Source organism: Pseudomonas flexibilis, assembly GCF_000806415.1.
Lineage (GTDB): Bacteria > Pseudomonadota > Gammaproteobacteria > Pseudomonadales > Pseudomonadaceae > Serpens > Serpens flexibilis.
On the sequence record NZ_JTAK01000005.1, the window covers coordinates 223,931 to 236,547 of the forward strand.

General features: G+C 67.2%; 8 protein-coding genes. 1 reads left to right on the forward strand and 7 read right to left on the reverse strand.

The window, feature by feature from the left end:
- Positions 1-67 precede the first annotated feature (67 nt).
- Genes glgX through glgA form a run of 6 tightly spaced genes read right to left on the reverse strand, consistent with a single transcriptional unit; the run spans position 68 to position 10,541 of the window.
- The gene (glgX, locus tag PT85_RS13270) at positions 68-2,206 is read right to left on the reverse strand and encodes a glycogen debranching protein GlgX (protein WP_039560265.1); all 2,139 of its coding nucleotides are present in this window, start codon (positions 2,204-2,206) and stop codon (positions 68-70) included.
- A 24-nt stretch (positions 2,207-2,230) separates the two neighbouring features.
- Positions 2,231-2,488 carry a DUF2934 domain-containing protein gene (locus PT85_RS13275; RefSeq protein ID WP_039606891.1) on the reverse strand — a complete coding sequence of 86 codons (258 nt, stop codon included), beginning with the start codon at positions 2,486-2,488 and terminating at the stop codon, positions 2,231-2,233.
- Positions 2,481-5,261: a malto-oligosyltrehalose synthase gene (locus PT85_RS13280; protein WP_039606892.1), complete on the reverse strand. Its 2,781-nt coding sequence runs from the start codon at positions 5,259-5,261 to the stop codon at positions 2,481-2,483. The genes PT85_RS13275 and PT85_RS13280 overlap by 8 nt, the downstream gene beginning before the upstream one ends.
- A complete protein-coding gene (gene malQ, locus PT85_RS13285) occupies positions 5,258-7,336 on the reverse strand; it encodes a 4-alpha-glucanotransferase (RefSeq protein WP_039606893.1) in 2,079 nt (692 codons plus the stop codon). Before malQ ends, PT85_RS13280 begins: the two co-directional genes overlap by 4 nt.
- Positions 7,329-9,068 carry a malto-oligosyltrehalose trehalohydrolase gene (gene treZ / locus PT85_RS13290; RefSeq protein WP_065365668.1) on the reverse strand — a complete coding sequence of 580 codons (1,740 nt, stop codon included), beginning with the start codon at positions 9,066-9,068 and terminating at the stop codon, positions 7,329-7,331. Before treZ ends, malQ begins: the two co-directional genes overlap by 8 nt.
- A gap of 3 nt (positions 9,069-9,071) precedes the next feature.
- The gene (gene glgA, locus PT85_RS13295) at positions 9,072-10,541 is read right to left on the reverse strand and encodes a glycogen synthase GlgA (RefSeq protein ID WP_175444361.1); all 1,470 of its coding nucleotides are present in this window, start codon (positions 10,539-10,541) and stop codon (positions 9,072-9,074) included.
- 259 nt (positions 10,542-10,800) lie between these two features.
- On the opposite strand from glgA, the gene PT85_RS13300 reads away from it, so the two are divergent.
- The gene (locus tag PT85_RS13300) at positions 10,801-11,289 is read left to right on the forward strand and encodes a CinA family protein (RefSeq protein ID WP_027590295.1); all 489 of its coding nucleotides are present in this window, start codon (positions 10,801-10,803) and stop codon (positions 11,287-11,289) included.
- A 6-nt stretch (positions 11,290-11,295) separates the two neighbouring features.
- On the opposite strand, the gene PT85_RS13305 is transcribed toward PT85_RS13300, so the two are convergent.
- On the reverse strand, positions 11,296-12,588 hold the full coding sequence (locus PT85_RS13305) for a tyrosine-type recombinase/integrase (RefSeq protein WP_175444360.1): 1,293 nt from the start codon (positions 12,586-12,588) through the stop codon (positions 11,296-11,298).
- Between the last annotated feature and the right edge of the window lie 29 nt (positions 12,589-12,617).

Sequence of the window (12,617 nt, forward strand, 5' to 3'; positions counted from 1 at the left end):
CGACTAGGGCGACGCAGGACGGTTCAGAACATCGGGGGCCGCCTGTCCAGTGGCATCTGCACGCCGCTTACCTCGCTTCGCGCTGCAGCTCCAGCAGCAGCAGCGAGCGGCCAGTCACCAGGAATTCGCTGTGAAAGGCATGCGATTCCCCGCCCCGCAGCTCGGGCCGATTGGTGTCCAGCAGGCAGTTCCAGCCGGCGCCCTGGGCCACCTCGGGCAGCCGGAAGTTCACCGCGTCGTCATGGGCATTGACGATCACCAGCAGGGTCACATCAGCGCCCTTGCGGCGAATGCCGGTGGGTTGTGCGCGTCCATCCAGCAGCATGCCCATGCAGCGGGCGTTCGCATCGTGCCAGTTTTCCTGGCTCATCTCGCTGCCGTCGGGCACCAGCCAGGCCACGTCCTTGACGCCCAGTTCCTCGTTGTAATTGCCCACCAGGAAACGCCCGCGGCGCAGGATGGGGTAGCTGCGGCGCAAGGCGATCAAACGACGGGTGAAGGCCAGCAGTTGCTGGCCTTCCTCGTCCAGCTCCCAGTTGATCCAGGACAGCTCGTTGTCCTGGCAATAGACGTTGTTGTTGCCCTGCTGGGTGCGGCCGAACTCGTCACCGGCTACCAGCATCGGCGTACCTTGCGAGAGGAAGAGGGTAGCCAGCATGTTGCGCATCTGGCGCAGGCGCAGGGTGCGGATATCCGGATCGTCCGTGGGGCCTTCGCAACCATGGTTCCAGGAGTAGTTGTTGTCGGTGCCGTCGCGATTGCCCTCGTCGTTGGCCTCGTTGTGCTTGTGGTCGTAGCTGACCAGATCGCGCAGGGTGAAGCCGTCGTGGGCAGTGACGAAATTGACCGAGGCGTAGGGGCGGCGACCGCGCTGGTCGAACAGGTCGCCCGAGCCGGTCATCCGGCAGGCCAGCTCGGCGAGCATGCCGTCATCGCCGCGCCAGAACGCCCGCACGCAGTCGCGGAACTTGTCGTTCCACTCCACCCAGCCGGGTGGAAAACCGCCGACCTGGTAGCCCCCGGGACCGCAGTCCCAGGGCTCGGCGATCAGCTTGACCTTGCTCAGCGCCGGGTCCTGGCGGCAGGCCACCAGGAAGCCGTGGCGCTCGTCGAAGCCGTGTGCATGGCGGCCGAGGATGGTCGCCAGGTCGAAGCGGAATCCGTCCACGCGCATGTCGGTAGCCCAGTAGCGCAGCGAGTCGGTGACCATCTGCAGCACGCAGGGATGGCTGAGGTCGAGGGTATTGCCGGTGCCGGTGTCGTTGACGTAGAAGCGCCGGTTGTCGGGCATCAGCCGGTAGTAGGTGGCGTTGTCGATGCCACGCATGCTCAGCGTCGGGCCCAGCTCGTTGCCTTCGGCGGTGTGGTTGTAGACCACATCGAGAATCAGCTCCAGGCCGGCATCATGCAGGCGCGCGACCATCTCCTTGAACTCGTTGACCTTACCACTGGCCAGGTAGGCCGGGTGCGGGGCGAAGAAGGCGATGCTGTTGTAGCCCCAGTAGTTGTTGAGGTCCTTGTCCAGCAGGTGCTGATCGTTGACGAAGGCGTGCACCGGGAGCAGTTCCAGGCTGGTAATGCCGAGGGAGCGGATATGGCGCAGCAGCTCCGGGTTGGTCAGTCCGGCAAAGGTGCCGCGCCGCTCCTCGGGCACCGCCGGGTGGCGCATGCTCAGCCCGCGCAGGTGGGCTTCGTAGATCACGGTGCTGTCCCAGGGCACACGCACCGTCTGCTGGTCGCCCCAAGTGAAGGCCGGGTCGAGGATCTTGCACTTGGGCACGAAGGGTGCGCTGTCGCGGGTGTCGAAACTGAGGTCGCCGTCCGGCGAGCCGATGGTGTAGCCGAACAGCGACTCCGACCATTGCAGTCGACCGACCAACTGCTTGGCGTAGGGGTCGATCAGCAGCTTGTGGGGGTTGAAGCGATGGCCGGCCTCTGGTTCGTAGGGCCCATGCACCCGGTAGCCATAGATCTGCCCCGGGTGAGCGTCGGGCAGGTAGCCATGCCAGATTTCATTGGTGTATTCGGGCAGCTCGATGCGTTCCAGCTCGCGCCGGCCGGAATCATCGAACAGGCACAGTTCCACCTTGGTGGCATGGGCGGAAAACAGGGCGAAATTGACGCCAAGACCATCCCAGGTGGCACCGAGCGGGAACGGGTGCCCTTCGGTGACCCGGGAGTGTTGACGGGGTCTGCGACTGGTCATGGTGAGCCCTCCTTGGTCTGGTCGTCAGCGCGGTTGTTCATTCTTCCGCCGGCTACTGCTGGCGCCGCGCCGGGGGGCCGGCGGCGTTTCGACCGTCTCGGCCGCTGCCGCGCGGGGCCGGCTGCGGGAGACCCGCGCCTTGGGGGTAGGGGTTTCCACACGCACGGTCTCGCTGGCCAGCCGGCTGGCCAGTGTCCAGTGGCGGTCCTGTTCTCCATCGGGACGCCCCTCGGCCTCCCAGATCTGGTAGGCCAGCTCTCGTATGCGCTGTTCGTCACTCATGGTTGCTCTCCTGAACATGCAGCACCTCGACCGGAAACCCTCCGAGCACATCGCTCAGGGCCAGGCGACCCTGCTCGGGCGCCAGCATCCGACCTGCAAACAGGCCGGACAGGGTGGTCGCGGTCAGTGCCTTCGGCAGTTCGACGGCGGTGTCGCACCAGCGTTCCCCTGGCACCAGAGGAATGGTCTGGCCGTTCAGCAGGTCGGCGGCCAGGCGCGGCACCACCACCACCAGCCAGTCCTGGCCGTGGCGGCGCGCGAAGGCCAGCGCCCGGTCGGCGTGGGTGCCGACCAGCGACAGCGGCTGGTAGTCGCCGGCGTGGAACAGCTCAGGCAGGCGGGCGCGCAGAGCCAGGACCCGTGCAATCAGTTGCTGCTTGACGTGCCCATCCGGCCAGCGGGCCAGCAGTTCGGACAGGCCGGCCGCCTGGGCGAGGGCGGCCTGGCGCGCATCGAAGTCCACCGGTTGGCGGTTGTCCGGATCCACCAGACTGAAGTCCCAGAACTCGCAACCCTGGTAAAGATCGGGGACGCCCGGGGCGGTCAGCTTCAACAGGCATTGCGCCAGTCCGTTCAGCGCGCCGGTCGGCGCCAGGGAGCGAGCGGCCACGGCGATACGCTCACGCAGTTCGGCGCCCGCCGGAGCTTCCAGCAACTGGCGCAGGAAATGCCGACTGGCCTCTTCGCAAGGCGCGTTGGGCGCACTCCAGCTGCTGCTCAGCTTGGCTTCGCGCACGGCCTTCTCCTGCCAGCGCAATAGCCGTTCCAGATACGCCTGTCGGCCCTCTTCGTCGTCCGTCTCCAGCGCCAGCGGCCAGCTGGCCAGCAACGTCTGGTAGAGCATCAGCTCGTCGCCGGGGGAGGGCGCCGGCACACCGTTGAGTTCGGCACGCAGCGGCTCGGCCAGGCGCAGCCAGACATTGACCTCGTCGATGAACCAGGCGGCGCGTTCGCTGAGCACCGCCAGACGCGCGCGAGTGTCCTCGCCGCGCTTGTGGTCGTGGGTGGCAGTGGCCAGCAGGTTGTCCGGAAAGCGTGCGGCGCGTTCGCGGCAGGCATCGTGGAACGCCTGTGGCGGCGCGCAGAAATGCTGCGGATCAAAGCCGACGTCGTTGCGTGACAGCAGGCGCGCCGATCGGTAGCAGGCGGTGTCTTCCACGGCCTTGGCCGCCGCCGGCGCGGTGAGTTGCTGGAAACGGGTGAGCATCTTGCGCCGCAGCTTGCGCACCGGGCCACGCGGCAGCTCACGCAGCGGTTGGCCGCCCAGCCAGCGATCGAGGTGATCCAGCAGCGGCCAGTCGGCTTCCGGCAGGCTCCGGCGCGCGCCATGCAGGGCCATGCTGAAGAACCGCCTGTCCTCGGCGGAGCGGCCGCAGACCGTGACATAGGTGCGGTACACCGGAAAATGCATGATCAGCGCCGTCAGCGCGCGGCGCAGCGAACCCAGCGTCAGGTCGCGGGTGGCCAGGTCCTGGCGGGCGATGAGCAGCAGGCCCTGGGCCACGGTTTCCAGGTCGCCGGCCAGGGAACCCTGCAGCATCAGTTGACGGGCCTGGACCACCTCGGCGGCGAAGTCCAGGTCGCGGCCGCTGGCGTCGCGCCAGAAGCTGGTCAGCGGCACCTCGCCGGCCGGGTCATGCTGCAGCAGCGACAGCTGGTTCATGAACTCGTAGCCGGTGGTGCCGTCCACGCCCCAGTCGCCCGGCAGCGATTCCCCGGCCCCCAGGATCTTCTCCACGTAGATGGGCAGGTGGTGCCCCGGCCGCAGGCGGTCGACGCGCCGGCGCAACCGACGGCAGTAGGCGCGGGGATTGGCCAGGCCGTCCACATGGTCGATGCGCAGGCCATCGATCAGGCCTTCCTCGATCAGCGCGAACAGCGTGCGATGGGTGGCCTCGAAGACCTCGGCGCGTTCGACCCGCAGACCGCCCAGCTCGTTGATGTCGAAGAAGCGCCGCCAGTTGATGTCGTCCGCCGCAGTGCGCCAGCTGGCCAGGCGGTAATGCTGGCACTCCAGCAGCGCATGCAGGCGCTGGAAGCCTTCCTCGCCATCCACGCGGTACGCGTCGATGCCCCGCTGTAACGCCGTGCGCACCTCAGGCTCCCGGCACAGCTGGCACAGTTCCCTGCGCAGCCCGAGGGCGCGGTGCCGGCCCCGCTCGCCGCGTGGCAGGCTGGCGAAGCGCACCGCCAGCGCGCCCAGCCCAGCATGGCCGGCATGGCGCAGGATACGGGCGCAGGACGCCGGCGCGAGGGGAAAACGGTGTTCATGGTGGGTGGCGTAGAACTGCCCGGTGTTCTCCTGGTAGCCAAGAACCAGCTCACCAGCGCGTAGCACCTCCGCATAGTCGCTGCGCAGGAAGGGCACCAGCAATTGGCCGCGCAGCAGCGGGTCGTGTGAGCGCCACTGGATATCGAAGAACTTGGCATAGGGGCTGGCTTCGCCCCATTCCAGCACGTCGAGCCACCAGGGATTGCCATCGCCGCCGACCGCCATGTGGTTGGAGACGATGTCCAGGATCAGGCCCATGCCGTGCGCATGCAGCGCATCCACCAGGCGGCGTAACGCGGCTTCGCCGCCCAGCTCCGGGTTGATGCGGGTCGGGTCCAGCACGTCGTAGCCATGCAGCGAACCGGGGCGCGCCGTGAACAGAGGCGAGGCATAGATATGGCTGATGCCCAGCGCGGCGAAGTAGGGCACCCGGCGCGCGGCGTCATCCAGGGTGAAGCCCCGGTGGAATTGCAGGCGCAGGGTGGCACGCGGCGCACTCATGGCTGCGTACCCGCCGCCTGTCGACTGCTGTCCAGAAGGCGTAGACGCGTGATGGCCTGCGGCTCGCGCAGCAGGCGGTCCACGCTGACCGGCCAGCGCCGGCGCCAGTTGGGGTGGCGATCGCCGGGGCCCGGCAGGTTGGGTTGCTCCGGATGCCCGAGGATGTCTTCCAGGGGAAGCAGCACCAGCGGGGCCGGCGTGAGGCCGAGAAACTCCACGCAAGCATCCAGCAAACGGGCCGGTCTTTGCTCATCCTCGCGCAACAGACCCTCGGCCTGCAGCGTCTCGGCGAGCGCCTGGCGGTCCTCCTCGCGCTGGGCAAGATCGTCCTGGGCACGGTGTTCGTCGATATGGCCACTGTCCAGACGCTGCTGGATGTCACGCCCTTCCAGCCAGCCGATGATGCTCGGCAGGTCGTGGGTCGTACTGGTTGCCAGGGCTTCGTCGGACCATTGCGCCAGCGGCCGGAAGCCCTTCTGATGCTGTTCGAAGTACAGCACGCGCATGCCCAGGATATTGCGCCGTGCCAGGTCCTCGCTGAAACCGGGCGGGACGGTGCCCAGGTCTTCACCAATGATCAGCGCCTGGTGACGGGTGGCTTCCAGGCAGAGCAGGCGCAGCAGATCGGTGCAGGGGTAGTCCAGGTAGGCACCGGCCTCGGGCGGTGCCCCCTGGGGAATCAGCCAGAGACGCTGCAGGCCCATGGCGTGGTCGATGCGCAGGCCACCGACATGCGCCAGGTTGGCGCGCAGCATCTCCAGGTAGGCGCGAAAGCCATGCTGGCGCAGGCCTTCCGGCGAAAAGGCGGTGATGCCCCAGTTCTGCCCGGCGCGGTTGATCAGGTCCGGCGGGGCGCCCACCGCCAGCGCGAGCAGGAACTCCGCCTGCCGCGACCAGGCCTGACTGCCGGTGGGCTCGGCGCCCACCGCCAGGTCGGCGATCAGACCGATGCGCATGCCGGCGCCGGTGGCGGCGTCCTGGGCACGCTTCAGGCAGCGGGCGATGAGCCACTGGCAGAAGGCGTGGAAGCGCACTTCTTCGGCGTGCTCCCGGGCGAAACGCTCCACCTCGGCATGGCGGGGATCGTGCAGGGATTCCGGCCAGTCTCGCCAGTCGCCAGACTGGCCACGGGCCAGCTGGAAGGCGTGCAATGCCTCGAAGCGGCAGTGGTCGCGCAGCGCTTCGCCACCTGCCGAGCAGAAGCTGTCGAAGTCCGGGGTCAGCAGGTGTTCCTTGCCGCCGTCACCAAAGCTGCGGTAGAGCTGGTGCAGGATGCGCAGGCGAGCGGTGCCCGCCGCCGGCCAGTCGATCAGGTCCAGGGCCTCCAGGCGCTTGAACTCCTGCTCCAGGCCGCTGACCTTGAGCGCCTGGCTCTGGGCGTGCTCGCCCATGATGCAGCCGGGCGAGGCATGCAGGACATTGAAGAACAAGCGGCTGGACGGGGAGTAGGGGCTGTAGTGGTGGGGCAGGGCGCTGAACATGGCATGCACCGGGCTCAGTGCCATGGCGTCTGCGCCGGCCTGGGCCGCGCTGCGCACCAGGTGCTCCAGCGCCTCGGTATCGCCCACGCCCCCATCGCCCTGTCGGCGCAGGGCGTAGAGCTGCACGGCCAGCCCCCACAGATGCCGGTCCCGGCCACCCGACAGGGTGGCGACATCGGGGCAGGCGGGCGGGCAGACCGCGACCGTCAGTTGCTCGTTGCCGACTTCCAGATGGTGATAACCGGGCATGTGCCAGCCAGGCAGGCGGGCATGGGCGTCCAACCGACCTTCGTGGCGCTGGGAATCCTCTTCGATCAGGCGAAAGGGGCTGCCCGCCTTGAAGCGCCCGGTCAGGTCGAGGGGTTGTCCCTGCTCGACGGTCAGCAGCGGACCGTAGCAGCGGCTGCGGTGACGATCGCGGAGCGTGGCCAGGCTTTCCACGATCTGTTGCGAGGTCTGCGCCGGATACCCCATGGCCTCCAGCAGGGCCCGCTGGGCCTCGGGAGTGACGTGCTGGGTCTTCTTGGCAGCGTCCTGCCACTCGATGTTGAGTCCCACGGCTCGGGAAAGCTCGGCCAGACGCTTGTCACTCATGGGCATTCTCCAGGGTGGCCAGCAGACTGCAGGGCGGCAGCGACAGCGGCCGGAAAGCGTCGACAGCGCCGACGCGCAGGTCGAACAACGGCCGGGCGGCGGCGGGCAACGGAGCGGCCGTAGCCGGCCGCTCCCCCAGGTTGAAATCGATGCGCAACCGGCTGCCGTCGCCAAGCCGCCAGGTGGCGCTAAGCGCCTGGTCCTGCAGCACATGCACGCCCCCGGCACGACTGCCGCGCAGACGCGGAACCAGTTGGTGGTGGCGGATCTGCAGCAGCTGCCGGTAGAACTGCTGCCAATGCGCACAGGCCTCCCCCGGGCGCGAGTGCTCGAAGGTCTCGGCTGCATTGGGATCGGGCACCTGGACGCCGGCAAACGCGCTGAAGGCGGCGAATTCCCGCTGGCGACCCTCGCGGACCGCACGCCCCAGCTCGTTGTGGTAATCGGTAAAGAACAGGAAGGGCTCTCTGCAGCCGCGCTCCTCGCCCATGAACAGCAGCGGGATCATCGGGCAGAGCATCTGCAGCGCCACCGCGACTTCCAGAGCCTGCGGCGCGCACAGACTCACCAGCCGTTCGCCCAGGGCACGATTGCCGACCTGGTCATGGTTCTGCAGGAACAGCACGAACGACGTCGGTGGCAAGTGCCCGCTGGGCTGGCCGCGTCGGTGCCCACGGCGATCGGCTTCCCCCTGGAACACGAAGCCCTCGCCCAGACAACGGGCCAGCTTTTCCGTGGTCCCTTCGCAGAAGTCGGCGTAATAGCCCTCGCGTTCGCCCGTCAGCAGGGCATGCAGCACATTGTGGGCGTCGTCGTTCCACTGCGCGGTGTAGCCGCTTTCCAGCAGTTCGACGCTGTTACCCTCGTTTTCCACCACCAGATGAACTTCCCGCCCAGGCGGAACCGCATCCCGCACACGCCGGGCCAGCTCGATGAGGAAGTCCTGGTCGGGAATGGCGTGCACGGCGTCCAGCCGCAGGCCATCCATCCGGTAATCCTGCACCCACATCAGTGCGTTCTCGATGAAGAAGTCGCGAACCTGCCGGCGGCGGAAATCGATAGCGGCACCCCAGGGGGTATGCTGGTCCTCACGGAAGAAGGCACTGGCGTACTGGTGGAGGTAGTTACCTTCGGGTCCGAAATGGTTGTAGACCACGTCGACAAATACCATCAGCCCCAGGCTGTGAGCCTGATCCACCAGGCGCTGCAGCGCTTCGGGCGATCCATAGCTGGCTTCAGGGGCGAAGGGCAGCACGCCGTCATAGCCCCAGTTGCGTGCGCCGGGAAACTCGCCCAGCGGCATCAGTTCGATGGCGGTAATGCCCAGGTCGGCCAGCGCGGGGAGATGGCTCGCGACACCGGCGAAACCGCCGAGCAGGCCGGCATGCACTTCACAGAACACTGCCTCATGCCAGGGGCGCCCCTGCCAGTCGGTGGTCTGCCAGGGGAATGCGGCGAGATCGACGACCCGGCTGGGGCCGTCCACATCGCCCTGCTGGCCGCGTGAGGCCGGGTCGGGCACGCGCAGACGTTCATCAATCCAGTAGCGGTAGGTCGTGCCTGCCGGGCACCCCAGCTGGCCGGTGAACCAGCCCTGTGGCTCGCGACGCAGGGCGTGGCGGCTGCCATCGCCCAGTTCCACCTGAACCTGGGTGGCATCCGGTGCCCACAGGGAAAAACGCGCTGATCCGTCGTCCAGCAGACGGACCCCATGGTGCCTGGCATGCCACATGGTTCAGATCCGCGCCTCGACCGGCTCCGTCAGCAGGCTGCGATAGAGCTGGTCGTAGGGCCTGACCGACTCGGACCAGAACAACGGCGCCGCCATGGCCTGGGTGCGCATGGCGGCGAGCAGTTGCGGGTGGGCGTGCACCTGAAGGGCGCGTCGAATCGCCCCCAGGTAGCTGTCCGCGGTCTGCTCGACGAACAGGAAGCCGTTCACGCCGTCCTCGATGGTGTCGACCAATCCGCCGGTACGCCGTGCGATCGGCAGCGTGCCATAGCGTTGCGCATACATCTGACTGAGCCCGCAGGGCTCGTAGCGGGACGGCATGAGCAGGAAGTCGCTGCCCGCAAAGATGCGCCGAGCGTCCCGTTCGTCGAAGCCGATGCGCACGCCGATGCGCCCTGGGTGGCGGCGCGCCAGCGCGACCAGCGCCTGTTCCAGCGCTTCCTCACCCCGGCCGAGCACCACCAGCCGCCCACCGGCCGCTACCAGCGTGTCGGCGATCTCCAGGGTGAGGTCGATGCCTTTCTGATGCACCAGCCGGGACACCACGGCGAACAGCGGTCCCCCGGCGTCGAGTCCATACAGTTTTTCCACGTAGCGCGTGTTCTCGGCACGGGCCAGCCAGTCGCTCGACGCGAAGGGCCGCGCCAGGAAGGGATCGTTGTCGGGTTGCCAGCTGGCGTCGATACCGTTGGGAATGCCGGTCAGCCGGCCAAGGCTTTCGCGTTCGCGCAGCACGCCCTCCAGGCCACAGCCGAACTCCGGGGTCGTGATCTCCAGGGCGTAGTTGCGACTGACCGTGGTGATGTGACTGGCATACACCAGGCCGGCCTTGAGCGCGCACAGGCGACCGTAGTACTCCATGCCATCCGTGCGGGCGACCGTGTCCGGCAGGCCCAGCTCCTTGTAGCAGGCCAGTTCGCACAGCCCCTGGTAGGCCAGGTTGTGCACGGTGAACACGCAGGGCGTACGCAACCCCTGCCAGTGCATGTAGGCCGGGGCCAGCGCGGTCTGCCAATCATTGGCATGCACCAGTTCCGGAACCCAGTTCAGTTCGCCCGCGGCGATCTGCGCGGCGGCCAGCCCCAGGCGGGCGAAGCGGATGTGGTTGTCGTCCCAGTCGCGACCCCGGTCGTCGCCGTAGGGGGTGCCTTCGCGCTCGTAGAGCTCCGGGCAGATCACCGCGTACAGGGTCAGCCCATCGGGAAGGTCCATGCGGCCGATACGGCAGGGCGGCAGCGCGGCGTGGCCGGGCAGGGTGGCGATCACGCGCACCTCGTGGCCGCTGTTGAGCACTTGGGGATAGCCGGGCATCAGCACACGGATGTCGTGCAGGGCATGCAAGGCGCGAGGCAGTGAGGCGGAAACGTCACCCAGGCCACCGACCTTGATCAGGTCGGCGAACTCGGGGGTGACGAACAGAATTCGTTTTGTAGTGGTCTGGAGACTTTCGACGCTGAGTCGCGGACGATCCATCGTCGCGCCGTGCACATTCGAATCGGCTAGGTGAGCGGTTACCGCTGCATTCCCCATCGTTTTTCCTCCCGGTGTCAGGCCAAGGCGCACAGAAGCCACACGCGGCAAGTGCGCTAAAGAACTGTAGTTCTCTGATCCCCATCCATAAGGCTGACCGACCGGTCGCAGGTTAGTTTCGCGCCTCCTACCAGCGGTTCTCGTGAACTGGCGCGGCTTGCCGGTATCCCATGGTTACGGGAGTACGCCGCCGGAGGGCACCATGCAAACCCTGGAGGACGTGGTGGAGTTTCTGACTCGCCACCAGCTCATGCTGACCACTGCCGAATCCTGTACCGCCGGGTTGATGAGCGGACTACTTGCCGACGTCGCGGGCTGCGGCAAGGTGCTGGAAAGCGGCTACGTGACGTACACCGTGGGAGCCAAGCACGCCATGCTAGGGGTCAGTCTGCAGACCATTCAGACCTATGGTCTGACCAGTGAGGAGGTCGCACGGGAGATGGCCGTCGGCGCGCTGCGCGCCAGTGCCGCGACCATCGCGCTGGCCAACACCGGCCTGGCCGAGGCCGATGGCCCCATGGACGGCGTGGTCTGTTTCGCCTGCGCCATGGGCATCGAGGGCAACATCAAGGTGATCAGCGAAACGGTGAAATTCGACGGCGAACGCAATGCGGTGCGCCGCGCGGCCGCGCGGCACGGCCTGCTGCACCTGCCGGACTACCACCAGCGCCTGCGCAAGGCGGGGGCCTGACGTCTTTCAGCGCTTGAGCTTGAGGCCTTTCACCGAGTGCGCCCGCTGCTCGTCCAGGGTGTTGTAGTAGACGTTCTGGGTGGTGCTGAGGCTGTTGTGGCGAAGATCTGCCTGCAGGTCCTTCATGTCCCGGTGGGGCGCGTCGAAGGTTGCGGCCGTGTGGCGCAGCCAATGCAGCGAGGCCGAGCGCAGCTGGTCGATTTCATCCTCGCTCCAGCCCTCCTCGGCCATGCGCGCGAGGGCGCGATCGAACACCTCCTGGAGCAACAGCCGTACATGGCGGTCGGAAAGGCCGGCTCGCCCCCTGAGGGTTCCGATCAGAGGCGTGGTTTCGTGGGGCGAGGGCAGCGGTGGCAGCTGCAGGTGCCGTCGGTAGCGCACCAGGTAGGTGTCGATGTACTCGTCCCGGACGCTGATCCTGGCCGCCTTGTTGCCTTTGCCCACCACATGAAACCACCAGTTGTCCCGGCTGTCGCGACGAAGGTCGCCCATGGTCGGCGACCAGCCATCCCTGCCCACCAGGTCGGACACCCGCAGATACATGGAAAACAGCGTGGCCACGATGAACAGGGTGCGCTCGTGCACGGGGTCCTGCGCCGCCATCTGCTCGGCAGTCTCCAGCACGTAGCTCCACTGCAACGGAGTGAGCGAGCGCGAGGCGACGTTGAGGGTATTGCGCTGCTTGTAGATGGACTTCTGTTTCACCGCGCGGAACGGATTCACCTCAGTGAGGCCTTCGTCGATGGCGTGCTGGAAGAAGCTGCCGCACACGGCGAACACCTGCGCCACCGAGCCCTGCGCCATGCGATAGGGCCGAGGGGGCAGGGGAGTCAACGACTCCTCGGCGACCTTGCGCTCGCGCTTGGCGATACTCAGGCTGAAGGGGCGCCAGTGCTCGTTCAGAAGATAGGTATCGGTGTCCTGCTTCTTGCGGCCGCCTACCCGCAGGAAGCGCGACTTGACCACCGGACCGACCCAGTCGGCAGGGGGATTGAGGCAGAACTCCATGAACGCTTCGGCATCGCGGCGGCGCAGCTCCAGCAGCGGTTTGTGCGCCACCAGCAGCGACCAGAGCAGCAATCGCTCGACGTGGGTCCGGTAGGAATTGAACGTGGCCTCGTTGCCCGCATAGGACTTCAGGAATCCCCGAGCCGCACAGTAGCCTTCGACAGCCTGACGTTCCGCGGGGAAGCCCAGGAGGAACTCGCGAACCACCGGCAGCTCGCCGCTCAGGTGCAGGAAATTGAGTTCATGGAAGCGATCGAAGGTCTCGAACAGGGGTTGCGGGGAGTGCGCCACGGCGGATCATTCCTGGGGAACTACGGGTG